This is a genomic window from Lentzea sp. NPDC051213 (assembly GCF_044455585.1).
In the GTDB taxonomy this organism is placed as follows: domain Bacteria; phylum Actinomycetota; class Actinomycetes; order Mycobacteriales; family Pseudonocardiaceae; genus Lentzea.
On record NZ_JBITEX010000001.1, the window covers coordinates 815,949 to 841,766 of the forward strand.

Annotated in this window: 18 protein-coding genes; 11 read left to right on the forward strand and 7 right to left on the reverse strand. The window is 69.3% G+C overall.

Features of this window, described 5'->3' with window-relative positions:
* Window positions 1–47: 47 nt before the first annotated feature.
* The 3 genes from ACIA8G_RS03690 to ACIA8G_RS03700 all read left to right on the forward strand — a co-directional run bounded on the left by ACIA8G_RS03690 (window position 48) and on the right by ACIA8G_RS03700 (window position 5,055).
* Window positions 48–1,865: a S8 family peptidase gene (locus tag ACIA8G_RS03690; protein WP_396416688.1), complete on the forward strand. Its 1,818-nt coding sequence runs from the start codon at window positions 48–50 to the stop codon at window positions 1,863–1,865.
* 52 nt (window positions 1,866–1,917) lie between these two features.
* Window positions 1,918–4,689, forward strand: a complete 2,772-nt coding sequence (locus tag ACIA8G_RS03695) for an AAA domain-containing protein (protein ID WP_396416689.1) — start codon at window positions 1,918–1,920, stop codon at window positions 4,687–4,689.
* 120 nt (window positions 4,690–4,809) lie between these two features.
* Complete coding sequence (locus ACIA8G_RS03700) at window positions 4,810–5,055, forward strand: PLD nuclease N-terminal domain-containing protein (RefSeq protein ID WP_396416690.1); 246 nt, start codon at window positions 4,810–4,812, stop codon at window positions 5,053–5,055.
* Here ACIA8G_RS03700 and ACIA8G_RS03705 read toward each other — a convergent pair.
* The 5 genes from ACIA8G_RS03705 to ACIA8G_RS03725 form a co-directional block, all read right to left on the reverse strand.
* Window positions 5,052–6,101 carry a non-reducing end alpha-L-arabinofuranosidase family hydrolase gene (locus ACIA8G_RS03705; protein WP_396416691.1) on the reverse strand — a complete coding sequence of 350 codons (1,050 nt, stop codon included), beginning with the start codon at window positions 6,099–6,101 and terminating at the stop codon, window positions 5,052–5,054. The genes ACIA8G_RS03700 and ACIA8G_RS03705 overlap by 4 nt on opposite strands.
* Window positions 6,098–7,471: a glycoside hydrolase gene (locus ACIA8G_RS03710; RefSeq protein ID WP_396416692.1), complete on the reverse strand. Its 1,374-nt coding sequence runs from the start codon at window positions 7,469–7,471 to the stop codon at window positions 6,098–6,100. Before ACIA8G_RS03710 ends, ACIA8G_RS03705 begins: the two co-directional genes overlap by 4 nt.
* Before the next feature lie 132 nt (window positions 7,472–7,603).
* Window positions 7,604–8,698, reverse strand: coding sequence for an aldose epimerase family protein (locus ACIA8G_RS03715; protein ID WP_396416693.1), 1,095 nt, complete (start codon window positions 8,696–8,698; stop codon window positions 7,604–7,606).
* Window positions 8,699–8,737: 39 nt separating this feature from the next.
* Window positions 8,738–11,032, reverse strand: coding sequence for a beta-glucosidase (locus ACIA8G_RS03720; RefSeq protein WP_396416694.1), 2,295 nt, complete (start codon window positions 11,030–11,032; stop codon window positions 8,738–8,740).
* On the reverse strand, window positions 11,029–12,039 hold the full coding sequence (locus tag ACIA8G_RS03725; RefSeq protein WP_396416695.1) for a LacI family DNA-binding transcriptional regulator: 1,011 nt from the start codon (window positions 12,037–12,039) through the stop codon (window positions 11,029–11,031). The genes ACIA8G_RS03720 and ACIA8G_RS03725 overlap by 4 nt, the downstream gene beginning before the upstream one ends.
* Window positions 12,040–12,170: 131 nt before the next feature.
* Between ACIA8G_RS03725 and ACIA8G_RS03730 the strand changes: the two genes are divergently transcribed.
* From ACIA8G_RS03730 to ACIA8G_RS03755, 6 genes are all read left to right on the forward strand, one after another.
* Window positions 12,171–13,418, forward strand: coding sequence for an extracellular solute-binding protein (locus ACIA8G_RS03730; RefSeq protein ID WP_396416696.1), 1,248 nt, complete (start codon window positions 12,171–12,173; stop codon window positions 13,416–13,418).
* A complete protein-coding gene (locus ACIA8G_RS03735; RefSeq protein ID WP_396416697.1) occupies window positions 13,418–14,380 on the forward strand; it encodes a carbohydrate ABC transporter permease in 963 nt (320 codons plus the stop codon). Before ACIA8G_RS03730 ends, ACIA8G_RS03735 begins: the two co-directional genes overlap by 1 nt.
* Window positions 14,377–15,192 (forward strand): carbohydrate ABC transporter permease, encoded by an 816-nt coding sequence (locus ACIA8G_RS03740; RefSeq protein ID WP_396416698.1) that lies wholly within the window; start codon window positions 14,377–14,379, stop codon window positions 15,190–15,192. Before ACIA8G_RS03735 ends, ACIA8G_RS03740 begins: the two co-directional genes overlap by 4 nt.
* A 5-nt stretch (window positions 15,193–15,197) precedes the next feature.
* Window positions 15,198–16,190, forward strand: coding sequence for an endo-1,4-beta-xylanase (locus ACIA8G_RS03745; protein WP_396416699.1), 993 nt, complete (start codon window positions 15,198–15,200; stop codon window positions 16,188–16,190).
* Window positions 16,191–16,203: 13 nt separating this feature from the next.
* The gene (locus tag ACIA8G_RS03750; protein WP_396416700.1) at window positions 16,204–17,751 is read left to right on the forward strand and encodes a glycoside hydrolase family 43 protein; all 1,548 of its coding nucleotides are present in this window, start codon (window positions 16,204–16,206) and stop codon (window positions 17,749–17,751) included.
* A gap of 316 nt (window positions 17,752–18,067) precedes the next feature.
* Window positions 18,068–20,740 (forward strand): cellulose binding domain-containing protein, encoded by a 2,673-nt coding sequence (locus ACIA8G_RS03755; protein ID WP_396416701.1) that lies wholly within the window; start codon window positions 18,068–18,070, stop codon window positions 20,738–20,740.
* A gap of 18 nt (window positions 20,741–20,758) precedes the next feature.
* Here the strand turns inward: ACIA8G_RS03755 and ACIA8G_RS03760 are convergent, their stop codons facing one another.
* Complete coding sequence (locus ACIA8G_RS03760) at window positions 20,759–21,811, reverse strand: LacI family DNA-binding transcriptional regulator (RefSeq protein WP_396416702.1); 1,053 nt, start codon at window positions 21,809–21,811, stop codon at window positions 20,759–20,761.
* Window positions 21,812–22,009: 198 nt separating this feature from the next.
* Here ACIA8G_RS03760 and ACIA8G_RS03765 point away from each other — a divergent pair, with 198 nt between their 5' ends.
* Together ACIA8G_RS03765 and ACIA8G_RS03770 are read left to right on the forward strand one after the other, a co-directional pair.
* On the forward strand, window positions 22,010–22,702 hold the full coding sequence (locus ACIA8G_RS03765) for a hypothetical protein (protein ID WP_396416703.1): 693 nt from the start codon (window positions 22,010–22,012) through the stop codon (window positions 22,700–22,702).
* A gap of 6 nt (window positions 22,703–22,708) precedes the next feature.
* Window positions 22,709–24,469 (forward strand): rhamnogalacturonan lyase, encoded by a 1,761-nt coding sequence (locus ACIA8G_RS03770; protein WP_396416704.1) that lies wholly within the window; start codon window positions 22,709–22,711, stop codon window positions 24,467–24,469.
* Window positions 24,470–24,530: 61 nt separating this feature from the next.
* Here the strand turns inward: ACIA8G_RS03770 and ACIA8G_RS03775 are convergent, their stop codons facing one another.
* A complete protein-coding gene (locus tag ACIA8G_RS03775; protein ID WP_396416705.1) occupies window positions 24,531–25,496 on the reverse strand; it encodes an acetylxylan esterase in 966 nt (321 codons plus the stop codon).
* Window positions 25,497–25,818 lie beyond the last annotated feature (322 nt).

Below are 25,818 nucleotides of genomic sequence, written 5' to 3' on the forward strand. Positions count from 1 at the left end.
GGGCCGGCTCGCGTTCGCACGCGGTTCCCTGCGATCAAGGAGCAGTGATGAGACAACGCACCCTGCGCACGCTCGGTGTGGCGGCAATTGCCGCCGTCGGCACGGTGTTAGCGCTCCCACAGGCTGTCGCCGCACAGCCGGAGGGACAGATCCTCGCGGAGAGCGCGCCGAACGCCGTCCGCGACAGCTACATCGTCGTTCTGAAGGACAACGCCATGGCCCGCGAGGCCGTCCGCGGCAACGCGGACGGGCTGGTCGGGCGCTACGGCGGCAAGATCGGCTTCACCTACAAGGCCGCGTTCAAGGGCTTCTCCGCGAACATGACGGCGAAGCAGGCCAAGCACCTGGCGGCCGACCCGTCCGTGCTCTACGTCGAGCAGGACCGGACCGTGCAGGTCCTGACCGACCAGCTCAACCCGCCGTCGTGGGGCCTCGACCGGGTCGACCAGGCCGATCTCCCGCTGGACAACAAGTACAGCTACAGCACGGGCGCCGCGAACGTGACGGCGTACGTGATCGACACCGGCATCAACTACGACCACGCCGACTTCGGCGGGCGGGCGACGTTCGGATTCGACGCGTTCACCGACGGCCGCAACGGCAAGGACTGCCAGGGTCACGGCACGCACGTGTCCGGCACCGTCGGCGGTGCCACGTACGGCGTGGCGAAGAACGTGAAGCTCAAGGCTGTCCGCGTGCTCAACTGCCTCGGCGGCGGCTCCGTGGCCACCGAGGCAGCGGGCGTCGACTGGGTCACCGCGAACGCCGTCCTGCCGGCGGTCGCGAACATGAGCCTCTACACCGGAACGGCGAACGAGCCGAGCCGCGTGCTGGACGACGCTGTCCGCGCGTCGATCCGCGGCGGCGTCACCTACGTCGTGGCGGCGGGCAACTTCAACGACGACTCCTGCAAGTACTCGCCGCAGCGGGTCACCGAGACGATCAACGTCATGGCGACCGCACGGACCGACGCCCGTGCGTCGTTCTCCAGCTACGGCACGTGCAGCGACCTGTTCGCACCCGGCCAGGACATCGTCTCCGCCTCGTACAACAACAACACCGGCACCGCCACGATGAGCGGCACGTCGATGGCCTCCCCGCACGTCGCGGGCGCGGCCGCGTTGTACCTCGGCGACAACCCGTCCAAGACCCCGGCCGAGGTGCACGCCGCGGTTCTGGCCTCAGCCACCCCGAACAAGGTCACCAACCCCGGTGCCAACTCGGCGAACCTGTTGCTGCGCACCAACTCCGGTGGTGTTCCCGGTGTCTCCGTGACCAACCCCGGCGCCCAGAGCACGGCGCTGAACGGCACGGCGAACCTGCAGCTGTCCGCGTCCGGCGGCACCGCGCCGTACACGTGGTCGGCCACCGGGCTGCCCACCGGCCTGTCGATCGGGTCCTCCAACGGTCTGGTCACCGGCACGGCAACGGCCGCGGGCACGTACAACGTGACCGTCACGGCCACCGCTTCGGCGGGTGGCTCGGGCAGCACGTCGTTCACGTGGACCGTCGGTTCGGCTTCGTGTGCCACGCAGACCAACGGCACGGACGTCGCGATCCCGGACAACGCGACGGTGTCGAGCTCCATCACGGTCAGCGGCTGCACCGGCACCGCGTCGGCCAGCAGCAAGGTGGAGGTGCACATCAAGCACACCTACAAGGGTGACCTCGTGGTCGACCTGATCGCGCCGGACGGTACGGCGTACTCGCTGCACAACCGCACGGGCGGCAGCGCGGACAACATCGACCAGACCTACACGGTCAACCTGTCGTCGGAGACCCGCAATGGCACCTGGAAGCTTCAGGTCCGTGACGCGGCCACCGCCGACGTCGGCACCATCGACACGTGGAGCCTGACGCTCTAACTGATTGACCGGCGTACATCGTGTCATCAGTCCTGATGGCACGATGTACGCCGTGAACGTTCCGGCTGTGCTGCGCACCCTCGCCCGCTTGAGTGCCGCCGAGCAGCCGGAGAAGGTCCAGCTCGACCTCTCCAAGGCGGCGGGCCTGCTCTGGCTCGGTGACCACGGGCCGTGGTGGCAGGCGATGACGGCGACGCAGGAGCAGGCGCCGATCACCTGGAGAGCTCCCCGGCACGCGCGTGCCGGGGTGCAGCACCTCGCGGCGTTCGACGCGCTGCACCAGGAGGACCGGTTGCTGCGGCTGGGCTGGGCGTTTCTGGCCGGGCCCGCGCTGGTCGCCGGTCAGCGGCGGCGGGTGTGCCTGCCGTTGGTGTCGCGGCCGGTGCGGTTGCAGCACGGCACCGGGGCGAACTACGACTTTCACGTTGCCGGTGACGCCGGGGTGTTCCCGCTGCTCGACGACTGGGCGAAGGCCGCCGAACGGGAGGCGGCCATCGCGCCCACCGAGGAGTGGATCACCGAGACCCTGCGGCAGGCGGGGTTCGGGGACGTGCCGATCGTGCACGGCGATCCGTTGCCGTTGATCGCCGGCCAGGAGCTGGTGGTCGCGATGGGGGTGGGGCTGCACGCCGGTGAGCCCGTCGTGAACACCCAGCACGGGACGGCGCTGGTCGAGTGGGCGGCCGCGGTCGAGGTGGACCAGACGGCGTTCGCGGCGCTGTACGGCTGGGGTGAGCGAGCGGACGAGCGGGAGGCGCCGGCCGGTTCCGCGTTGCCGCTCAGCCACAGTCAGCAACGGGCCGTTGAGCACGCTCGCCGCGCACGGATCACTGTCGTCGGAGGACCTCCAGGATCGGGCAAGACCCACACCCTCGCCGCGTTGGCGCTGGACGCTGTGGCGGCGGGTAAATCTGTCCTGCTCGCCAGTCGTACGCGCAACGCCGCTGACGTGCTCGGGGCCGCGTTGCGCCGGGCGGGCGGGCCGGTGCCGGTGTTGTTCGGTGACTCCGAGCTGCGGCAGGAGATGGCGCGAGAGCTGGGCGACGGCCTCGACGCCACCGGCAGGCCTGACCGGCTGAAGGAGCTCGATCGGGAACGACGTGCTGCGGCGGCTGCTGTCAGTCGTGTCGAACGTTCGGTCGGACAAGCGTTGAACGACGAGAGACTTGCCGAAGTGGCGAGGAAGCATCAGGCGTTGATGCCGGCGCATCGGGTCGTGGCGCCCAAGGCGTTCGCGGCGGACGTCGACTTCGAGGAACTGCGAGGACTTCTCGCTCCGCGCACCGGGTTCCTGAGTGGACTCCGCACCGGATGGGCGCTCAGGAAGGTGCGCAGGCTGACCGGGGCGGCAGAAGCGCCGACGGAGGATCTCGTCGCCGGGATCGAAGCCGCCGAACAGACCGCGGCCGCCGTCAGGATCGGCGCGAGCGGGGGCACCACGTTCGGTGAGCTGCGGCCGTTGCTCGCCGACCAGGACGCCGCGAACAGGAAAGCCACTGCCGCGTGGCTGAAGGAGTACTCGGTCAGCCGCCGGGGATCGGGTGCACGCAGGGCGGTGGCCGCGCTGGCGAAGGCGTTGCGGTCAGGACGGGCTGCCAGGCGGCGCGGGCTGGCCGAGATCAACAGTGTGGATCTGGTGGCGGCGCTGCCGTTGTGGGTCGGCACGCTGTCCGATGTGGAGGACATCCTGCCGCCGGTGCCGGGCATGTTCGACCTGGTGATCATCGACGAGGCCAGCCACGTGGACCAGCCGCTCGCCGCGCCCGCGTTGCTGCGCGGGCGGTCCGCGGTGATCGGCGGCGATCCCCGGCAGCTGCGGCACGTGTCGTTCGTCAGCGACCAGGCCGTGCAGGCGGCGGTCGACGCGGAGGGCACGCAGGACCTGCGCGACCGGCTGGACGTGCCGAAGGTCAGCCTGTTCGACGCGGCGACCGCGACCGCAGGTGTGCACTGGCTCGACGAGCACCACCGCTGCGCGCCGCACCTGATCGGGTTCGCCGCGACCAGGTTCTACGACGGCAAGATCGCGCTGCTGACCACGCACCCGTCCATCGCGGACGTCGACTGCATCGACACCGAGCACGTGCCGGGGGAGCGGTCGTCGAAGGGCGTCAACCAGATCGAGGTCGACGCGGTGCTCGCCCACCTGCGCAAGCGGGTCGCGGCCGGGGTGCGCTCGATCGGTGTCGTGACGCCGTTCCGCGCGCAGGCAGACGCGTTGGAGGAAGCGCTGCTCAGCGAGCTGACGCTGGACGAGATCACCAGCGGCGGCGTTCGCGTCGGCACCGTGCACGGGGTCCAGGGCGGCGAGTTCGACGAGGTCGTGATCAGCCTGGCGGCCGACGAGAAGCCGGGCTCGTGGCGGTTCGTGAACGACCCCAACCTGCTCGCGGTGCTCACGACCCGCGCCCGCCGGCTGGCGCACGTGATCACCTCGGCGCCCGAACCGCCCGGCCTCGTCGGCGAGTACCTGAAGCACGCCGACACGCCACCGACCGAGACCGCGGGCGTCGAACCCGACGACGCCTGGACTGCTCGGCTCGCGGAGGAGCTCGTGGCTGCCGGGCTGACCGTGCGGACGGGGTATCCGGTGGGGCAGTGGCGGGTGGATCTCGTGGTGGGAGCGAAGGAAGAGGCGGTGGCGGTGGAGACGCGCCCGCACCCTGAGGGGGCACTGGCGCATCTCGCGCGCTGGCGTGCGCTCACCCACGCGGGGTGGCGGGTGCACGACGCGTTCGGCAGCCGCTTCGATCATGATCCGGCGAGGGCTGCTGTTGAGCTTGCTCAGGAGTTGGCGCCGGGTGGGGTGGGGCGGCGGCGCTGAGGGTGCTGCCCGGCCCGCCTGACGGCGGTGCCCAGCCCGAGGTTGTCCACTCCGGGTAGGACGGACGATCCTCCTTAAGGCCGATGCCCGATGCCTCCGAACGGACCTACCGTCGGTGACATGTCACCTCAGCTCGTGCACGCCCTGTCCGATCAGCCGATCACGCCCCTGGAGGGCGGCGGCCTCGTGCTCGTCGTGCTCGGGGCCGTCGCCCTCCTGATCTTCTGGGTGAGCGCGCTGATCAGCGTCCTGGCCGCGCCGGTCGGGTGCGGTGCGAAGATCCTCTGGGTGCTCGTGATCTTCGCCCTGCCCTTCCTGGGCAGCGTGCTGTGGTTCGTCGCCGGGCGGCGGACCGCCGGGGTCTAGCAGGTCGAGCCGGTCTGGGTCAGCAGGCCGAGCCGCCAGGGCAGCAGGTTGTACGGGTCGGCGGCGTTCGGGTCCTTGCCCTGGTAGAGGTAGCTCAGGTTGCACGGGTTGACGGCCATGGTCTGGTCGACGCCCGCGCGGACCATCTCGCCGTGACTGATGTCCTTCGTCCACGCGGTGCCGCTGAACGTGACGTTGTTCGCGCGGGCGAAGGGATTGCTCTCGGTGTCGGCCAGCGCGGTCCACGGGCCGGTGATCCCGGGCGCCGTCCAGGAGCGGAAGTACCGGCGGCCGTCACCGCCGATCGCCTCGACGATCAGCAGGTACTTGTTCTCGGTGGTGAGCTTGTAGACGTTGGCGGCTTCCCACAGGCGGTACCTGTTGCTGTCCTGCATGGCGATCACGGTGTTGGTCATGCCGTTGGGGAAACCGGTGGCGGACGTCTCGGACCGGTACAGGTGCCCGTTGTCGTCGGAGGAGAACAGGTGGCACTTCGCGCTGTCGCAGACGACCCAGAAGTCGACCCAGTGTCCGTTGCCGATGTTGTCCTTGATGATCTGCGGCATGCCGTTCGCGTAGAACTTCTTCGGCGCGCTCCACGATCGCGGGTTGCTGATGTCCGATGTGGTCGAATACGCGGCGTTGTCGCCGGTCTGGAACACGAGGTACCAGAGCCGTTGGGGCGCGAAGTAGAAGACCTGTGGCGCGGTCTTGTAACCGGCGCCGATCGCGGACTGGTCCAGGTAGTGGTGCTGCGCGTTGTTCGCCTGGGACCAGTCCGTGAAGTTCAGGTACACCATGTTGTACGAGCCGTTGTTGTTGACGCTGCTTGCGAACACGTGCCAGCGGCCGTCGTGGTAGACCACCGACGGGTCCTTGACAGCGCGGATGCTGTGCGTGGCGTCGGACTTCGGGCCGATCAGCTGGGCGCTGGACCGCCACTGGAAGCGGGACGGCAGGGCGGTGCCGGCGGGCGGGGCGAGGAGCGTGCTCGCCAGCAGCCCGGCGCAGACGAGCAAAGCCTTGAGGCGCAAGGTGTTCGTCATGAGGTGATCCTGTAGGTGATCAGCGCGCGGGCGGGCACGGTCGCGGTGAACGTGCCGCCGGTGACGCGGACGGACGGTTGGGCGGTCATGGCGCCGGTGGTGCTGGTCAGGTACGGGGTCGCGGTGGCGGTGGTGACACCGGTGTTCCTGAGCGCGTAGGAGACCGAGGTGGCGGTGCTGCCCGTGTTGAGGGCGACGACGGCGAGAGAGCCGTCGGTGTTGCGGAACGCGGACAGCAACAACCCGCTGTCAGTCGTCGTCGCATCGATGCGAGTCGCGTTCGGCCGGACGAACCGGCTGTAGTTCGCCAGCGCCCACAGCCGCTTGGAGACGCGGTAGCCGTCGCCGTTCATCTGGATGAGGCCGCGGGTCGCGCCCACGGAGGCGCCGTACCAGTAGACGTAGCCGTTGACGTTGCCCGTCGTGAGCGCGGTGTGCACGGCCTTGGCGATGGTCATGCCGTCATAGCTGCCGCCGTCGTCCCAGTTCTCGTTCCACGTCGTGCCGTTCGGCGACCACTCCGACATCCACGTGCGGCGCGAGGTCGGCAGCGGTCCGGTGATCTGGCTCGCGTAGGTGTGGCCGGTGTGCGTCGCGACGATGCCGCGTGCGGTCGCGTCGGCCTCGATTGCCTTGCTGTAGGCACTTTGCTGGTTCCAGCCGAACGAGTCACAGCAGGCGACTTTCAGGCCGGCGGTCGAGGCGATGGGCCCGAGCACCTTGGTGAACTCGGCCGCCTGTGCCGGAGTGAACCGCATCGACGAGTAGCCCGTGGTGTAGTCGGGTTCGTTGGTGAACCCGACATCGGTGATCTTGATGCCTTCCTGCGCGTAGAACTTCGCGTACTGCACCAGGTAGTTCGCGTAGGCGCGGCGCCAGTCACCGCTCGTGCAGGACGCTCCGGCCAGGCCGCAGAGGCTGCCGCCGTTCGCCTCGTCACCGTTGGTCTTCATGTAACCGGGTGCGCTCCAGGCGTTGGCGTAGAAGCGGTTCACCCCGTACGCCTTGGCCTGCTGGGCCAGCCACACCTGGCTCTCGTCGTCGCGGTCCCAGACGTAGCGCGGTGCCGCGGCCGGCCCGCCGGGGTCGGCGGGCTGGATGGAACCGGCCGCGGTCGAACCGATGTGCAGCCGCAGGATCGACAGGCCGGCTCCGGTCGTGCGGGAGAGCAGCAGGTCGAGGATCTCGCGCTGTTTCGGCGCGGACAGGCCCTGCGAACCGTGCATGATCTCGCCGCGGCCGAACGCCTCGGAGAACCCGAAACCGTCTATCTGCTGGTGTTTTCGTGCACCGTCGATCGTGGCCGCGATCGGGGCGGGTGTGGCGACCAGGAAGCTGAGCAGAATCGCGGACACGAGCGCGAATGCCATCGTTCCTCCCGCGCGTTCGTTCAGGGGTCTGGTGAACGCTACGGCGATCCGCTACCGGTGTCAGCAATCCAGGCGATTGCGCGAATTGTTGTCAATAACAGTGTTCGAGTCGAATTCGACCATTTTCGGTCCTCATTGGACGGTCAGCTCGTAGACCGTTTCCTGCCGATAGGTCTGGCCGGGGCGCAACACCGTGCTCGGGAAGTCGGGGCGGTTCGGCGAGTCGGGGAAGTGCTGTGCCTCCACTGCGAATCCCGCGCCGCGACGGTACGGCCTGCCGCTCGTGCCGGCGAGCGCGTCGGTGAGGAAGTTGCCGGAGTAGAACTGCAGGCCCGGTTCGGTGGTCCACACGGTGAGCACCCGGCCGGAGTCGAGGTCGTGCACCTGTGCGGCGAAGCCGAGCGAACCGGACTCGTCCAGCACCCAGTTGTGGTCGTACCCGTGCGCGATCCGGAGCTGCGGGTCGGAACCGCCGATGCGCGCGCCGATCGGTGCCGGCTCGCGGAAGTCGAACGGCGTACCGCCGACCGGCACGGGCGGACCGGCCGGGATCAGGGTGTTGTCGATCGGGCAGAACGATCCGGCTCGGATCGTCAGCAGGTGGTCGTGGACGTCGCCGGAACCTTCGCCGGCCAGGTTCCAGTAGGTGTGATTGGTCAGGTTCAGCACCGTGGGCGCGTCGGTTTCCGCGTGGTAGCTGATGGTCAGCCGGTCGCGCTGGTCCAGGCGGTAGGTCGCGGTGGTCGTGACGCGGCCGGGAAAGCCCTGGTCACCGTGCGGGCTGACGTGGGTCAGCCGCACCCCGGCGGCGTCGCCGTCGGTGAACGGGGTTGCCTGCCACACCTGCGTGTCGAAGCCTTCGGCGCCGCCGTGCAGGCAGTTGCCGTTCTCGTTCGCGGAGACGCGGTGCACCCGGCCGTCGAGGATGAACGTCGCGCCGGCGATCCTGTTGGCGTAGCGGCCGATCAGGGCGCCGAAGAACACGCGGCCCGCGTCCGGCCGGTTGTTCGCCGCGTAGCCGTCGAGGCCGGGGAATCCGAGCACCACGTTCGCCGGTGCGCCGTGGCGGTCCGGTGCTTCGAGCGACTGGACCACGCCGCCGAGATCGAGCAGCCGGACGGTGATCCCGCCGGGATTGGCGAGTGTGTACCGGTGGACGTCCGTGTCGCCGATTCTGCCGAAGTGCTCGCGGCTGACCGTGGGCGTGGCGGTGTCGAAACGGTGCATCAGCGGCCTCTCGTCGGGGTCGAGACCGCAATGTTAGCGCTAACAGTCGATGTCGAACGCCGGCGTGAGGGTGCGATCGAACCCGACGCGGCGTCGCGGCCCGGTCAGCGTGAAGCGCACGGTGGTGTCGATGTCGGCGCTCGACCTGCCGACGCGCAACTCGACCTCGCCGGGATCGACCTGGCGGTGACCCGCCCGGCCGGTGTAGGCGGTGAGGTCCGCGTGCAGGGTCGCGGTGACGGTGCGCGTCGTACCGGGCGGGAGATCGACCTTGACCGCGCCGATCAGCTGCTGGACGGGCCGGGCGACCTCGGCCACCGGGTCGTGCAGGTAGATCTGGACGACCTCGGTGGTGGCGGTTTCCGTGTCGTTGCGCAGGGTCGTGACGAGACGGCAGGTGCCGTCGGTCGGCCATTCGTGCGCCACGGCGGACACAGTCGTCCAGGTGGCGGGAGCGTAGGACAGCCCGTGGCCGAACGGGAACAGCGGCGTGGGGTCGACCGTGCTGACCTCGCTGCGGGCGCCGAGCGGAGCGGAGAGGTAGGTCGACGGCTGGCCGGCGCCGGCGCCGGGAAAGCTCACCGGGAGCCGGCCGGAGGGGTTGATGTGTCCACTGAGGACACCGGCCAGTGCGGCGGCGCCGTCCTCGCCGGGGTAGAAGCCGCACACGACCGCCGCGAGCCGGTCGATCTGGCGGGAGAGTTCGTACGGCCTGCCGGACAACAGCACCAGCACGACCGGGGTCCCGGACGCGAGCAGGGCTTCCAGCAGTTCCTCCTGCCTGCCCGGCAACCTGAGGTCGGCGACGTCGCACCCCTCGCCGGACGTGCCGCCACCGAACAGACCGGCCTGGTCGCCGAGGACGGCGACGCAGATCTCCGACCGCCGGGCGACGTCGACGGCATGGTGGATCTCCTCGTCGGTGCCGCCCCGCACGGGACAACCCAGCGCGAACGTCACGTCGTGATCGGCGGCCAAGGCGTCCAGGACGGTCGGCACGTCGAGGCCCATCGGCACGTCGGGATGGTGCACGCCGACGTGCAACGGGAACGAGTAGCAGCCCATCATCGCGCCGGGGTCGTCAGCCCGCGGTCCGACGACGGCGATCCGGCGCCGGTCGGTCAGCGGCAGCACGCCGTCGTTGTGCACCAGGACGACCGAGCGTTCGGCCACCTCGCGGGCCAGTGCGCGCGACTCGGGATCATCGAGGGCGAGATCGGTCCCGGGGTCGGGGGAGAAGCCGGGATCGAGCAGTCCGAGGTCGCACTTCTGCCGCAGCACGCGTTCCAGCGCCCTGTCCACCAGCGCGCGGTCGACCCGGCCGGACTCGAGGCCGGCGAGCAGCGGATCGCCGTAGCAGTCCACAGTGGGCAGTTCCACGTCGATGCCGGCGGCCAGCGCCTGCCCGGCGGCGTCCTCCCGGCCTGCCGCGACGGAGTGCAGCTTGTGCAGGAACGCCACGGAGAAGTAGTCGGCCACCACGGTTCCGGTGAAGCCGTACTCACCGCGCAGCAGGTCTGTCAGCAGAGAGGCGTCGGCGGCGACCGGGACACCGTCGATGTCGGTGTAGGAGTTCATGACCGACCGGGCGCCCGCGCGCAGTGCCATCTCGAACGGCGGGAGGATCACGTCCGCGAGCTCGCGCGGGCCGATCGACACCGGCGCGAGGTTGCGGCCGGCACGGGAGGCCGAGTAGCCCGCGAAGTGCTTGAGCGTGGCCACGACGCCCGCCGACTCCAGACCGGCGACGTACGCGGCACCGATCGTGCCGACGAGGTGCGGATCCTCGCCGATGGTCTCCTCGACGCGGCCCCACCTCAGATCGCGCGCGACGTCGAGGACGGGGGCGAGCCCCTGGTGCACGCCGAGCCGGCGCATCGAGGTGCCGATGCGGAAAGCCATGCGCCGCACCAGGTCCGGCTCGAAGGTCGCGCCCCAGCACAGCGGGGACGGGTACGCCGTCGCCTGCCACGCGGCCAGGCCGGTGAGGCACTCCTCGTGCACCATCGCCGGAATGCCGAACCGGTTGCCCGCGATGATCTTCCGCTGGGTTCGCGCCAGGCTGTGCGCGCCGATCTCCTGTGCGATCGGGCGGGTGCCGAACACGCGGGTGAGCTGGCCGATGCCGTGCGGCGTCAGGTCGTCGAAGCCGGGTGGTGCCACCGCGAAGTCGTGCTGGTGCGGTGCCATCTCCCCGCCGGAGTCGATGCCGACCCAGATGCCGCAGAGCTGCGCGATCTTCTCCCGCGCGGTCATCCTGGCCATCAGGTCGCGGACCCGTTCGGCGGCGGGAAGTCCCGGGTCACGCCAGTCCGACGTGGCCTCGGTCGTCACGGGAGCCGCCGGGCCGAGTGCCGCACGACCAGGTCGGTGCCGAGCGTGACGTGTGTTTCGTCCGGCTCGTCGCCGTTGATCAGCTGCACCAGCAACGTGACCGCGCGGCGGCCCATCTCGCGGATCGGCTGTCGCACCGTGGTGAGCGGGGGATCGCACAGCGCTGATTCCGGGATGTTGTCGAACCCGACGACGGAGAGGTGCTCTGGTACCCGGAGACCGAGCGAGAGGGCGGTCTCGATGGTGGCGATGGCCGTGATGTCGTTGGCGGCGAACACGGCCGTGGGCCGGTCGGGCCCGGTCAGCAGCTCGCGCGCTGATTCGGCGGCGACGTCGTGGTCGTAGTCGCCGCGGCGGATCAGGTCCTCGTCCACCGGCACCCCGGCGGCGGCCAGCGCGCGGCGGTAGCCGGTTTCCCGTTGCTGGGCGGACTTCAGGTCCTCGCGGCCGGTCAGCAACGCGATCCGGCGGTGGCCCAGGGTGAGCAGGTGCTCGGTCGCGAGCTGCCCGCCGCGCAGGTTGTCGGAGTCGATGGTGGGCAACGGTGACCGCCCGGTGTGCGGGTCGACCGCGACGACCGGGGTGCCCGGCAGGCCTTCGAGATCGACCGCGGGGGTGACCAGCACGGCGCCGTCGACCAGGGTGCCGCTCAGGCGGGTGAGGTAGCGCTGTTCCCAGCCCTGCGGATCGCCGGTCCGGCCGCCCGCCGAGTACACGACGAGTTCGAAGCCGGTGCCTCGGATGGCGTCCGCCGCGCCCTTGAGCAGTTCGGTGCTGAACGGCTCTATGTCGGCGACCAGGATCCCGATGACGTTGGTGCGGTGGTTGCGCAGGCTCTGCGCGACCAGGCTCGCCTCGTAGCCGAGTTCCCTGATCACCTCCGTCACCCTCGAGAACGTCTCGGCGGAGACGCCGTAGCGCTGGTTGAGGACCTTGGACACGGTGGCGACCGAGACGCCGGCGTGAGCCGCGACGTCACGGATGGTGACGCGAGAGCGAGGAGGCACCGGCCCAGAGTAGCCGTGTAAAACGTTATCGACAACGATTGACACGGCGGTTTCGAGGGTGGATTCTCACTGGCGTCGCACGCATCGTCACACCCAGTCCAACTCGGCCGACGTCGTCAGGAGTGGACCCAATGCGTTCTGTGCACGCACTTTCGCTTGCCTTGGTCACGCTCCTGCTGGCCGCCTGCACCACGAGCGGCCCTGCCGGCGGACCGGCGGCGCTGACCTGGTGGCACAACCGGACCACCGAGCCGATGAAGTCGTTGTGGCAGCAGATCGCCGACGACTACCACCGGGCTCACCAGGACGTCTCGTTCACGGTCGAGCCGATCCAGAACGAGCAGTTCCAGACCAAGGTGCCGCTGGCGCTGCAGTCGAGCACGCCGCCGGACCTCTTCCAGCAGTGGGGCGGTGGTCAGCTGGCCTCGCAGATCCGCTCCGGCAAGATCGCCGAGATCGCGCAGGCGTCGCTCGGCGAGTACGGCAAGGGCTGGCAGGCAGGCGGCAAGCAGTACGGGCTGCCGTACCAGATGCACGCTGTCGGTTTCTGGTACCGCAAGGATCTCTTCGCCCAAGCAGGGATCACCGGTCTGCCGTCCACTGTGGACGAGCTGAACGGTGCCGTGGCGAAGCTGAAGGCGGCAGGCCTGGTGCCGATCGCGATCGGCGGCAAGGACCGCTGGCCGGACGCGTTCTACTGGGGCTACTTCGCGGTCCGGCAGTGCTCGGCCGACGCGCTGAAGAACGCGGTGGCCAAGACCGAGCTCGCGGACCCGTGCTTCACGAAGGCGGGCGAGAACCTCAAGGCGTTCCTGGACACCAGGCCGTTCCAGGACGGGTTCGTCGGCACCCCCGCCCAGCAGGGCGCCGGCAGCTCGGCCGGTCTGCTCGCGAACGGCAAGGCCGCCATGGAGCTGCAGGGCGACTGGGAGCCGGACGTGATGACGGCGCTCACCGAGGACAAGGCCCTCGACTCGAAGCTCGGCTGGTTCCCGTTCCCGGCGGTGCCGGGCGGGCAGGGCGACCCGAGCGCGCTGCTCGGCGGCGGTGACGGCTTCTCCTGCACGACCCGCGCGGCCAAGGCGTGCGAGGGCTTCCTGCAGCACCTGGTCGGCGAGGACGTCCAGAAGAAGCTGGCCGCGACCGGATCAGGCCTGCCGGTGCACCCGGCCGCGGTGGCATCGCTGAAGACCCAGACGCACAAGACGATCGCCGAGCACATGGCGAAGGCGTCGCACGTGCAGTTCTACTTCGACACCGCCTTCCCGACCAACGTGGGCCAGGCTCTCGACGACGCGATCGCGAACTTCTTCGCCGGGCAGGGAAGTCCGGCGACGATCGTGCAGTCGGTGAGCCAGGCGGCTGCCGGGAACAAGTGATGAGCACCGCGATCGATACACGTCAGGAGACCGTCCCCGCGCCGCATGCGCCGGCGGCCGGCGGCACGCTGCGGCGCTCTCGGAGCCGCACCCGGCTCGAACTCGCCTTCCTGCTCGGACCGGGGCTCCTGCTGTTCGCGGGGTTCGTGCTGGTACCGATCGGCGTGGCCGGGTTCTACAGCCTCTACTCGTGGAACGGCTTCGGCCCGCTCACGGACTTCGTCGGCCTGCGCAACTACGCCGACGCCCTCTCCGGCGAGGTGTTCCAGGGCGCGATCGGGCACAACGTGCTCATCGCCGTGCTCTCCATCGTGGTGCAGCTGCCGTTGAGCATCGGCCTCGCCCTGCTGCTCGACCGGAGGCTGCGCGGCCGAACGGTCCTGCGGATGGTGGTGTTCGCGCCGTACGTCCTGTCCGAGGCCGTCACGGCGGTGATCTGGTTGCTCCTGCTGCAGCCGGGCGGGTTCGTGGACGAGGTGTTGCGCGGCGTGGGCCTGGGCTGGCTCGTGCGGCAGTGGCTGGCTGATCCGGCCACCGTGCTCTGCACGTTGTTCGTCGTGATCACGTGGAAGTACATCGGGTTCGGCGTGATCCTGTTGCTGGCGGGGTTGCAGGGTGTTCCGGTGGAGCTGCGCGAGGCCGCCGCGCTGGACGGCGCGTCGAGCTGGCAGATCACCCGCAACGTCGTGCTGCCGTTGCTGGGCCCGACGATCCGGATCTGGATCTTCCTGTCGGTGATCGGGTCGCTGCAGCTGTTCGACCTGGTCTGGATCATGACGCTGGGAGGACCGGCCAACGCGTCCACGACCATGGCGACCTACCTGGTGGACCACGGCTTCAAGCGCTACGAGTTCGGGTTCGGCAGTGCGGTCGCGGTGATCCTGTTCATCATCTGCTTCCTGTTCGCGTTGCTGTACCAGCGGTTCGCGTTGCGCCGTGACACGGAGGGGGCGGTGGGATGATGCGTCGCAACGCGGTCGGATACCTCGGCGCGTTCGCCGTCATCGGCGTGACGGTGGTGCCGCTGCTCTTCGTCGTGCTGGGCGGGTTCCGGACCACCGCGCAGATCAACTCGTCACCGGCAGGGTTGCCCGGCCCGTGGGTGTGGGACAACTACCGCGACGTGCTCGCCTCGCCGCAGTTCTGGCGGCTGCTGGGCAACAGCGCGCTGATCGGCGTGATCGCCACCGTCCTGGCTGTCGCGTTCGGCTCGATGGCGGCGTTCGCGTTGTCCCGCTACGTGTTCAAGGGCCGTGAGGCGTTCTACGCGGTGTTCACGCTCGGGCTGCTGTTCCCGATCGGGGTGGCGACGCTGCCGCTGTACCTGTGGCTGCGTCAGCTGGGGCTGCTGGAGAACCCGCTCGGTGTCGCGATCCCGGAGGCGGCGTTCTCGCTGCCGGTCACGATCGTGATCCTGCGCCCCTTCATGCGGGCGATCCCCGGTGAGCTGGAGGACGCGGCGCTGCTCGACGGCGCGGCGAAGCTCGGGTTCTTCTGGCGGATCCTGCTGCCGCTCTCCCGCCCCGCGCTGATCACGGTGTCCGTGCTGGCGTTCGTCACCAGCTGGAACTTCTACCTGCTGCCTCTGCTCGTGTTCAACGACTCCGCCAACTTCACGCTGCCGCTGGGCGTCGCGATGTTCCAGTCGGAACACACTCAGGACACCGCGAAGGTGCTCGCCTTCACCGCGCTGTCCATGCTCCCGGCGCTCGCGTTCTTCGTGCTCGCCGAACGACGGATGGTCGGCGGGCTGACGGGTTCGGTGAAGGGATGACACAGATGATCACTCGAATAGCGGTCGCGGTCGCCGCGTTGCTGCTCGTGCCGGTCGCTCCGGCATCGGCAGCGGGACCGTTGAAGGACAAGACGAACAGGTACGTGGGCAGCGCGGTGGCGGCCCAGCACCTGAGCGGTGAGGCCGACTACCGATCGGTGTTCACCCGCGAGTTCGACAGCATCACGCCGGAGAACGAGATGAAGTGGGCCGTGGTCGAACCGAACCGCGGTCAGTTCGACTGGTCCGGCGCCGACACGATCGTCAACTACGCGCAGCAGAACGGAAAGTCCGTGCGCGGGCACACGCTGGTGTGGCACAGCCAGTACCCCGGCTGGCTGAACAACCTCGGCTCCGGCGAACTGCGCAGCGTGGTCCAGCAGCACATCGGCACGGAGATGGGCCGGTACCGCGGGAAGATCCGCGCGTGGGACGTCGTGAACGAGATGTTCAACGAGGACGGCTCGCGCCGGCAGTCGATCTTCCAGCAGCGGCTGGGCGACAACTACGTCGCCGACGCGTTCCGCTGGGCCCGCGCCGCCGACCCGTCGGCCAGGCTCTACATCAACGACTACAACACCGAGGGCGTCAACGCCAAGAGCAACGCCCTCTACAACCTCGTGCGCACGCTCAGGCAACAAGGCGTGCCGATCGACGGTGTCGGCATCCAGACCCACCTGTCGATCCAGTACGGCTTCCCGACGAGCCTCCGGCAGAACATCGAGCGGTTCGCCGCCCTGGGCGTCGACGTCGCGATCACCGAGGCCGACGTCCGCATCCCGTTGCCGGCCGACTCGGCGAAGCTGAACACGCAGGCGAACTACTACAAACAGGTCTGGGACGCCTGCCACGCCGTCTCCCGGTGCGTCGAGTTCACGACGTGGGGCTTCACCGACCGTCACTCGTGGGTGCCCGGCACGTTCCCCGGCGAGGGAGATGCCTGCCTCTTCGACACGAGCCTGAGGCCGAAACCCGCGTACACCAGGATCAACCCGTAGCTGGAGCGTCCACTTGGCACAGTTCTCGAACCCGGTCCTGCCCGGCTCACACCCCGATCCGTCGGTGTGCCGGGTGGGACCGGACTACTACCTCGTCACCTCGACCTTCGAGTACTTCCCCGGGCTGCCGGTCTTCCACAGCCGCGACCTGGTGCACTGGCAGCAGGCCGGGCACGTCCTGGACCGGCCGTCCCAGCTGCCGTTGCAGGGCGTGCGTGCGTCCGGTGGCTTGTACGCGCCGACGATCCGGCACCACGACGGCGTGTTCTACGTGGTCTGCACGCTGGTTCACGGCACGCGGGAGAGCGGCAACTTCGTCGTGACGGCCACGGATCCGGCCGGCGCGTGGTCCGAGCCGCACTGGCTGCCAGAGGCCGCGGGATTCGACCCGTCGCTCTTCTTCGACGACGACGGGAGGGCGTGGTGGACCGCGACCCGGGAGATCCGGGACGGCCGGAACGAGATCTACCTGCGTGAGTTCGACCCGGGGTCGCTTTCGCTGGTCGGCGACGAGCACGTGGTGTTCCGCGGCGCGGTGCAGCCCTCGTTGTGGCTCGAAGCTCCGCATCTGTACAAAGTGGATGATCGATATGTGCTCGTGTGCGCCGAGGGCGGCACGGACTTCGAGCATTCCGTGGTGGTGGCGACGGCGGACGAGGTCACCGGCCCGTATCGCGGCTCGCGGCTCAACCCCGTGCTGACCCACCGCCATCTCGGCCGGGCTCACCCGATCGCGGCGACCGGGCACGCGGACCTCGTGCGAACGCAGCACGGTCAGTGGTACGCGGTGCTGCTCGCGACCCGTCCGCACGGCGGCTACTTCGACAACCTCGGCCGCGAGACCTTTCTCGTACCGGTGTCGTGGGAGGAGGGCGGACCGGTGTTCAGCCCGGGCACCGGACGCGTCGAGGCCGCGTATCCCGTTCCCGATCTGCCCGCACACCCGTGGCCGGAGCCCGCGGAGACGGACGACTTCGACGCGCCGGAGCTGGGGCCGGAGTGGATGTTCCTGCGCACACCGGAGGAAGTGTTCTGGTCGCTCACCGACCGGCCCGGCCACCTGCGACTACGCCCGCGTCCGGAGCCGATGACCGCCGCGGTGACGCCGAGCCTCGTCCTGCGTCGCCAGCAGCACCAGGACTTTCACGCGTCGTGCTCGCTCGAGTTCTCGCCCGCCGAGCCGGGCGAGGCCGCCGGGCTGGTGCTGCGCCAGAACGAGGACCACCACGTCCGGCTGCTGCTCGGCGCCGGCCGTGAGGTCACGCTCGTGTGCCGCGTCGCGGGAAAAGACGAGGTGCTCGCGCGGACGACGCTCCCGTCCGGTGCCGTGCGGCTGGGCCTGGAGGCTTCCGGCCAGAGCTGTCAGGCGTGGGTGGCGGCCGGATCGGAGGCGTGGCGGCCACTGGGTGCGCCGTTCGACGGTCGCGTGCTCAGCACGCAGATCGCGGGCGGGTTCACCGGGGTCCACATCGGACTGTTCGCGACCGGCTCGACGGGTGGGGCGTGGGCCGACTTCGACAGCTTCACCTACCGCACGCTGACGGGAATCGCGGGGGAGTAGTGCAGCCTGCCGTGGGCGGCCCGGCCACGTCGACGCACGCGTCCGCGAGGTCTTCGATCAGGGCGGCGACGTCGAAGTCACCGCCGCGCGGACGGAGGTCGCGCTGAACCCGTCACCACCCGCGACCGCCGTCCGCGTCGTCCTCACCGCGCGGCCGTCCGGGTATCTCACCCTCGGCGAGATCGAGGTGTTCGCCAAGGCGCCGACCGGCTGAACGCGGAATTCGCGGTCGAATCGATTCGAAATATGGGTTCTGTTTGAATTGCCGAGTGCGTCGCTGGACACTTCGCGAAAATAGCCGAGAAGGGAATTCTCGATGCGGAGAGCTCTCGCAGGCGCACTTGCGGCGGTGACGACGGCCGCGCTCGTCGTGGTGGCGCACACGGCGGGCGCGGATCACCGCGCAGTCGCGGCCGACTCGTACTCGTGGGGAAACGTCGAAATCGCGGGCGGGGGCTTCGTTCCCGGCATCGTGTTCAACCAGCGCGAGCCGAACCTGATCTACTCGCGGACGGACATCGGCGGCGCGTACCGGTGGAACCGGCAAACGAACAGATGGATCCCGTTGCTGGACCACGTCGGCCTCGACAACTGGGGGCTCAACGGCGTGGCGAGCCTCGCGACCGATGCCGTCGACCCGAACCGCGTGTACGTCGCCGCGGGCATGTACACCAACAGCTGGGACCCGGACAACGGCGCGATCCTGCGCTCCACCGACCGCGGCACCACGTGGCAGACCACACCGCTGCCGTTCAAGGTCGGCGGCAACATGCCCGGCCGGGGCATGGGGGAGCGGCTCGCGATCGACCCGAACCGCAACAGCGTGCTGTACCTCGGCGCGCCGAGTGGCAACGGCCTGTGGCGCAGCACGGACTTCGGTGCCACGTGGGGCAAGGTCGCATCGTTCCCCAACGCCGGCAACTACGTCCAGGATCCCAGCGACCCCAACGGTTATCTCAGCGACAACCAGGGCGTGCTGTGGGTGACCTTCGACCCGCGCACCGGATCATCAGGCGCGCTCACGCAGACGATCTACGTGGGTGTGGCCGACAAGCAGAACAACGTCTACCGCAGCACGAACGGCGGTACGACCTGGGAGCGAGTGGCGGGACAACCGACGGGTTTCCTGCCGCACAAGGGAGTTCTCGAAGGGGACACGCTCTACCTCGCGACGAGCGACACCGGCGGTCCGTACGACGGCGGCAAGGGCGACGTCTGGAAGCTGAACACCGCGACCGGCGCGTGGACGCAGATCAGCCCGGTGCCGTCGAGCAGTGCCGGCAACACCTTCGGCTACAGCGGGCTGACCGTCGACCGTCAGCGGCCGGGCACGCTCATGGTCGCCACGCAGGTCCTGTGGTGGCCGGACGTGGTGTTCTTCCGCAGCACGGACTACGGGGCCACGTGGACGCGGGTCTGGGACTGGGCGAGCTATCCCAGCCGCAGCTTCCGGTACAGGATGGACATCAGCGCGTCGCCGTGGCTCGACCTCGGCGCGAACCCCGCGCCGCCGGAGACGTCGCCCAAACTCGGCTGGATGACCGAGTCGCTGGAGATCGACCCGTTCGACTCCGACCGCATGATGTACGGCACCGGCGCGACGCTTTACGGCACAACGGACCTCACCGCGTGGGACCGCGGCACCCAGTTCACCATCAGGCCGATGGCGGCGGGGCTGGAGGAAACGGCGGTGAACGACCTCATCAGCCCGCCGTCCGGCCCGCCGTTGATCAGCGCGCTGGGCGACATCGGCGGGTTCCGGCACGACCGGCTGGACGCGGTGCCTGCCAGGACGTTCACCCAGCCCTACTTCACCACCACGCGCAGCCTGGACTACGCCGAGCTGAGTCCCGCGACGATCGTGCGCGTCGGTGAGTTCGACAAGACCAGCAGGCCCAACGACAACCGGGTGGCGTTCTCGACCGACGGCGGCGCGAACTGGTTCCAGGGCCAGGAACCGGGTGGCGTCACCGGCGGTGGTTCCGCGGCGGCGGCGGCCGACGGCAGCAGGTTCGTCTGGAGCCCGGGCGGAACCGGCGTGCACCACACGACCGGCTTCGGCACGTCGTGGGCGGCGTCGACCGGCATCCCCGCGGGCGCGGTGGTGGAGTCGGACCGGGTGAACCCGCTGAAGTTCTACGGGTTCTCCGCCGGGAAGTTCTACGTGAGCGTCAACGGCGGTGCCACGTTCACCGCGACGGCCGCTCCCGGTCTGCCCGAGTCGGCGCGCTTCAAGGCCGTCGCGGGCCGCGAGGGTGACGTATGGCTCACCGGCAAGGGTGGGCTTTGGCACTCCACGGACTCCGGGGCGAGCTTCGTGAAGGTCTCCGGCGTCGCGGACTCGCTCAACATCGGCTTCGGCAGGGCGGCCCCCGGCCGTGCCTACCCGGCGCTGTACCTGATCGGTGAGATCGGTGGTGTCCAAGGGGTCTTCCGGTCCGACGACACGGGCGCGAACTGGGTGCGCATCAACGACGATCGGCACCAGTACGGCAACATCGAGGAAGCGATCACCGGTGATCCGCGGGTCTACGGGCGTGTCTACCTCGGCACCAACGGGCGCGGGATCGTGCTCGGGGAGACGACCGGAAGTCCGCCCACGACAACGACCACGACAACGACCACGACCACGACGACTACGACGACCACTACGGGTTCGCCGCCGGGAACCGGGTGTTCGGTGCGCTACACCGTGGCGAACCAGTGGCAGGGCGGGTTCCAGGGCGGTGTCGAGATCACCAACACCGGATCGGCGGCCGTGAGCGGGTGGGTGCTGCGGTGGTCGTTCGCCAACGGTCAGGTGATCAACCAGCTCTGGAACGGCAGGCTCACCCAGAACGGTGCCGAGGTGTCGGTGGCCGACCAGGGCTACAACAAGGAGATCAAGCCGAACGCCATCGTCGGGTTCGGGTTCACCGCGAGCTGGACGGGCGTGAACGCGAGACCGGTGTCGTTCGCGTTGAACGGCCGGCCGTGCGCGGTGGTGTGACCGTGCTGCCCAGATTGATCAGCGCGATCGCGAGACCGGTGTCGTTTGCGTTGAACGGTCGGCCGTGCGCGGTGCCGTAACAGTGCTGCCCCGATCGATCAGCTGAGGGGCGAGCAGCCGGACCTCGGACGGCTGCTCGCCCGCCAGCCCTCGCATCAGCATCTCCACCGCGATCGAACCGACCTCCTCGGCCGGGATCGCGATCGATGTGAGCGGCACCGGCTGGGCGGCGGCGATGGCGTCCGGGCACAGCGCGATCACCGAGATGTCCTCGGGCACGCGCCGGTCCCGCCGCCGCAGCTCCAGGACGACGTCTGCGAGCACGGCCTCGTTGTGCACCACGAGACCGGTGACCGCGAGCTCAGGCCGCAGCAGGTCGTCCAGGCACGCGCTGAGCGCGCTGTAGGACGGCGCGCACGGGTGCACGTGGACGGTCACGCCGCGCTGCCGCGCGCAGTCGGTGAAGCCGGACAGGAAGCGCGTCGCATAGCCGGTTTCACGTTCGTAGACGGCCGGCGGGGAGCCGATCAGCGCGAGCGAGCGGTGCCCGAGGTCGGCCAGGTGCGCCACCGTCCGGGCGCCGCTCGCAGTGAAGTCGAGGTCGACGCAGCCGAGCCCGTCAGGGTCGGTGGGCACGCCGACCAGCACCACCGGCACGTCCAGCTCCCGCAACGCGGGGATGCGCGGGTCCCGTGCCTCGACGTCCATCACGATCACCGCGTCCGCCATCGACGACCCGATCACCCGGTGCACCTCGTCGGCGCTGGACTCCTTGGTCAGCAGCAGCACGTCGTAGTCGTGTGCGCGTGCGGTCGTGACGATCGACGACACGAACTGCATGATGACCGGGAGGTTGAGGTCGGTCCGCAGTGGCACGACGAGCGCGAGGACGTTCGTGCGACTGCTCGCGAGTGCTCTCGCCCCGGCGTTGGGGTGGAAACCCAGCTTGCTGATGCTGCGGCGCACGCGCTGCGAGGTCGCCCGCGAGATCGGCCGCTTGCCGCTGAGGACGTAGGAAACCGTGCTGACGGACACGCCTGCGTGCTGGGCGACGTCCTTGATGGTGATCAACCGGCCTCCCGCTGGCGTGTCCTTGTACTCGCAACTTTAGCGGCTGATGGGCCGCTGTCCGCACATCGGCGTCGAATACAGGTCGAAAAATTCAGCCGCGTCGTATTCGATTCATTCGACGCTAATGTTCCTTCTGGTGAACCGCTTCGATTTCGCGGATCACATTTCCGTTCAGTGGTGCACGGAAGGACATGGTCCATGAACAAGATCACGCGTGTGCTGGTGGCGGCCTTGGTCGCGACACTGGCGTTCTCACTGGGCGTCCCGACCGCGTCGGCGGCGGCCTGGTCGTCCTCGGACAAATGGGGAACCTGGAACAACGGCGGCTACATCGTCCGCAACAACATCTGGGGCGGCGGCGCGGGTGCGCAGTCGATCTGGGCCAACTCCTACAGCAACTGGGGTGTGTGGGCGAACCACCCGAACACCGGCGGGGTGAAGTCGTACCCGCACGCCGGCAGGGCCCTCAATCGGCGGCTCAGCGCGATCGGCTCGCTCACGAGCAACTTCAACGTCAGCGTGCCGGGCTCGGGCGCCTACGCGACCACGTATGACATCTGGGCGAACAACAACGCCTACGAGGTCATGATCTGGATGAACAGGACCGGCGCGGTCGGCGCCATCGGGTCGCGCCAGGGCACGTTCAGCGTCGGCGGGCACACCTGGGACGTCTACCGCGGTTCGAACGGCGCCAACGCCGTGTTCTCGTTCCTGCGCACGTCCAACACGTCGTCGGGCTCGGTCGACCTCAAGGCCGTGCTGAACTGGATCCGCACCCGCGGCTGGTGGGGCGACGTCACCGTCGGCGAGGTCCAGTTCGGGTACGAGATCACCTCGTCCAGCGGCGGCAAGAACTTCACCACCAACAGCTACTCGGTTTCGGGTGGTTGAACGGACATGTCACGGTCGACGCTTTCGGTGCTGCTCGCGGTGGTTCTCACCGCGAGCGGCGTTCCGGCACTGGCGGACGGGGCGCATTCCACCTCGGACCGCGGGCTTGTCAGCATCCGGTCGGTCCACGGCAACGGGAACTTCGTGTCGTGGCGGCTGCTCGGCTCCGACGCCGCCGAGGTGGCGTTCAACGTGTACCGCGACGGTGTGCGGGTCAACCGCGCGCCGGTGACGACGGCGACGAGCTACCTCGACGCGGGTGCGCCCGCGACCGCGTCCTACTCGGTGCGTCCGGTGAGCGGAGGCGTGGAATCGGCGGCCACGCGGTCCGTGGGGACGCTGGCGACGAGCCGGGACGTTCCCCTGCAGGTCCCGGCGTCCGGTTACGTGGCGAACGACGCATCGGTCGGGGACCTCGACGGCGACGGCGAGTGGGAGTTCGTCCTCAAGTGGGATCCCGGTGACGCCAAGGACAACGCGCACAAGGGCCGTACGGGCAACGTGTACCTAGACGCCTACACGCTCAGCGGCACCCGGTTGTGGCGCATCGACCTCGGCCGCAACATTCGTGCGGGCGCGCACTACACGCAGTTCCAGGTCTTCGACTACGACGGTGACGGCAAGGCCGAGATCGCGGTGAAGACCGCCGACGGCACGCGGTCGGGCACCGGGCAGGTGATCGGCGACGCGAACGCCGACCACCGCAACGCCGACGGCTACATCCTCACCGGACCGGAGTTCCTCTCCGTGTTCCGCGGCACCGATGGCGCGGTTCTCGACACCGAGAGCTACGTGCCGCCACGCGGCACCGTCTCGTCCTGGGGCGACAACTACGGCAACCGGGTCGACCGCTTCCTGGCCGCGACGGCGTACCTGGACGGTGCGCGGCCGAGCATCGTCATGGCCCGCGGCTACTACACCCGCAGCGTGATCTCGGCGTGGGACTTCCGGGGCGGCCGGCTCACCAGGCGGTGGACGTTCGACTCGGCGTCCCAGTCGAACCGGGCGGCCTGGGAGGGCAAGGGCAACCACAACCTCTCGGTCGCCGACGTCGACGCCGACGGCCGCGACGAGATCATCTACGGCTCGATGGCGATCGACGACAACGGCAGTGGCCTGTGGCAGAACAACACCCACCACGGCGACGCCCTGCACGTCGGCGACTTCGTCCCGTCCAGGCCCGGCCTCGAGGTCTTCAAACCGTCGGAGTGGACGAGCGAGGTCTCGCACTGGATGGGCGACGCGCGCACCGGTCAGATCATCTGGAGTGCGCCGTCGTGCGGCTGTGACAACGGAAGGGCCGTCGCCGCCGACATCTGGGCGGGCAATCCCGGTGCGGAGGCGTGGTCGGCCTCGGTGGGCGGGTTGCGCAGTGCCACGACCGGCGGCCAGGTCGCCGCGCGGAAGCCGGGTTCGATCAACTTCGTGATCTGGTGGGACGGCGACGCGCAGCGCGAGCTCCTCAACGGCACCACGATCGACAAGTACGGCCCGAACGGCGACACGCGGCTGCTCACCGGTTCGGGCGTGGCCTCCAACAACGGCACCAAGTCCACGCCGGCGCTGCAGGCCGACATCCTCGGCGACTGGCGCGAGGAGGTCGTCTGGCGCACCTCGGACAGCGGGGCGCTGCGCATCTACTCCACCACCGAGCCGACGACCATCCGCCGGCCGTCGCTGATGGAGGACCGGCGGTACCGGGAAGCCGTGGCGTGGCAGAACACCGCCTACAACCAGCCACCGCACCCGAGCTTCGCCTCGCCCTGACCTGTGCGGGGACCGAATCCGCGGACCGGGTCGCCGGTTCGCGGATTCGGCCTGTCGCGCCTCAGAGGTGCTCGCGCAGGTGACGCAGCTGCGTCTCGACGTGGCTCGTGGGAGTGGTGTGCTTGCCGAACGGCGACACCGTGATCTCCTTCGGAGCGCGGACCTCGTGGTACGCGGCGTACACAGTGGACGGTGGACACGTCACGTCCATCAGCCCGACGCTGAACAGGGACCGCGCGGTGATCCGCCTGGCCAGCAACGCGCAGTCCACGTACCGCAACGTGTCCAGCGCGGCGGGCACGAGGGCGTCGTGTTGCGCGAGGAAGTCGCTGATCTCGGTGTACGGCGTGGTGGTGCCGATCCGCACGGCGCGATGCAGGTCGCACAGGAACGGCACGTCGGAGTGGCAGACCTTCACCCGGTCGCCGCGCAGCGCCGCGGCGGCCAGTGCGAGTGCGCCGCCCTGGCTGCCGCCGGTCACGGCGATGCGGTCCGGGTCGGCGCCGGGCAGTTCGGCCACGACGTCCACCGCTCGCGCGGCGTCGAGGAACAAGCGGGTGAAGTAGTAGTCCTCCGGGCTCGCGATGCCCCTCGTCATCACGCCGGGGTGCTCGGGACCGGTGCCCGCGCCCGCGTCGGCGGTGGCACCGACCGACCACCGGCCGCCCTGGCCGCGGCTGTCCATGACGAAGCTCGCGAAGCCGAGGCTCGGCAGCAACGTGTGCTGGGCGGGCAGGCCGCGGCCGCCGCCGTAACCGATGTACGTCACGACCACCGGCAGCGGGCCGTCGGCGGGCGGGCGCAGGTACCAGCCGCGTACGCGGTGGCCGTGGGCACCCGAGAACTCCACGTCGTACACCGACAACGGCTGGTACAAGTCAGGCTCGTGCGGTGTCAGCACGGCGGGTGCCGCGTCGGCATCGGTCTTGGCGAGCTGCGTCGCCCACCACTCGTCGAGGTCGGCCGGTTCCGGCGTGGTGACGCGGTGCTGGAGCAGGTCTTCCTCGGACATGTCGACGACGGGCACGTGCTTCCTCCTGGTGCGGCTTGCCAGATCTTGGCGGCGACGGATCGGTGCCTGGTCCCCGGAATGTACCGCTCGCGGAACGTGCCCCAGGGCGAAGATCGCGATAGTCGGGTAAGTCCTCCGCGCAGATCCACGGCGGCTACGATGACCCGGTCCGCTGCGGCCGCGCAAGAGCCGAATGTGTTGGCGCGCAATGCGGAAAGCGGTTTCCCTGTAGAGAATTGTCGAATCGGGCCGCGCATTCGACAGAAAGCGTGTCGAACAAGTCGAACGGCCTCTCCGCTCCTTGACGGCCCACTGTGGTCCGTGCCACTTTCACGAC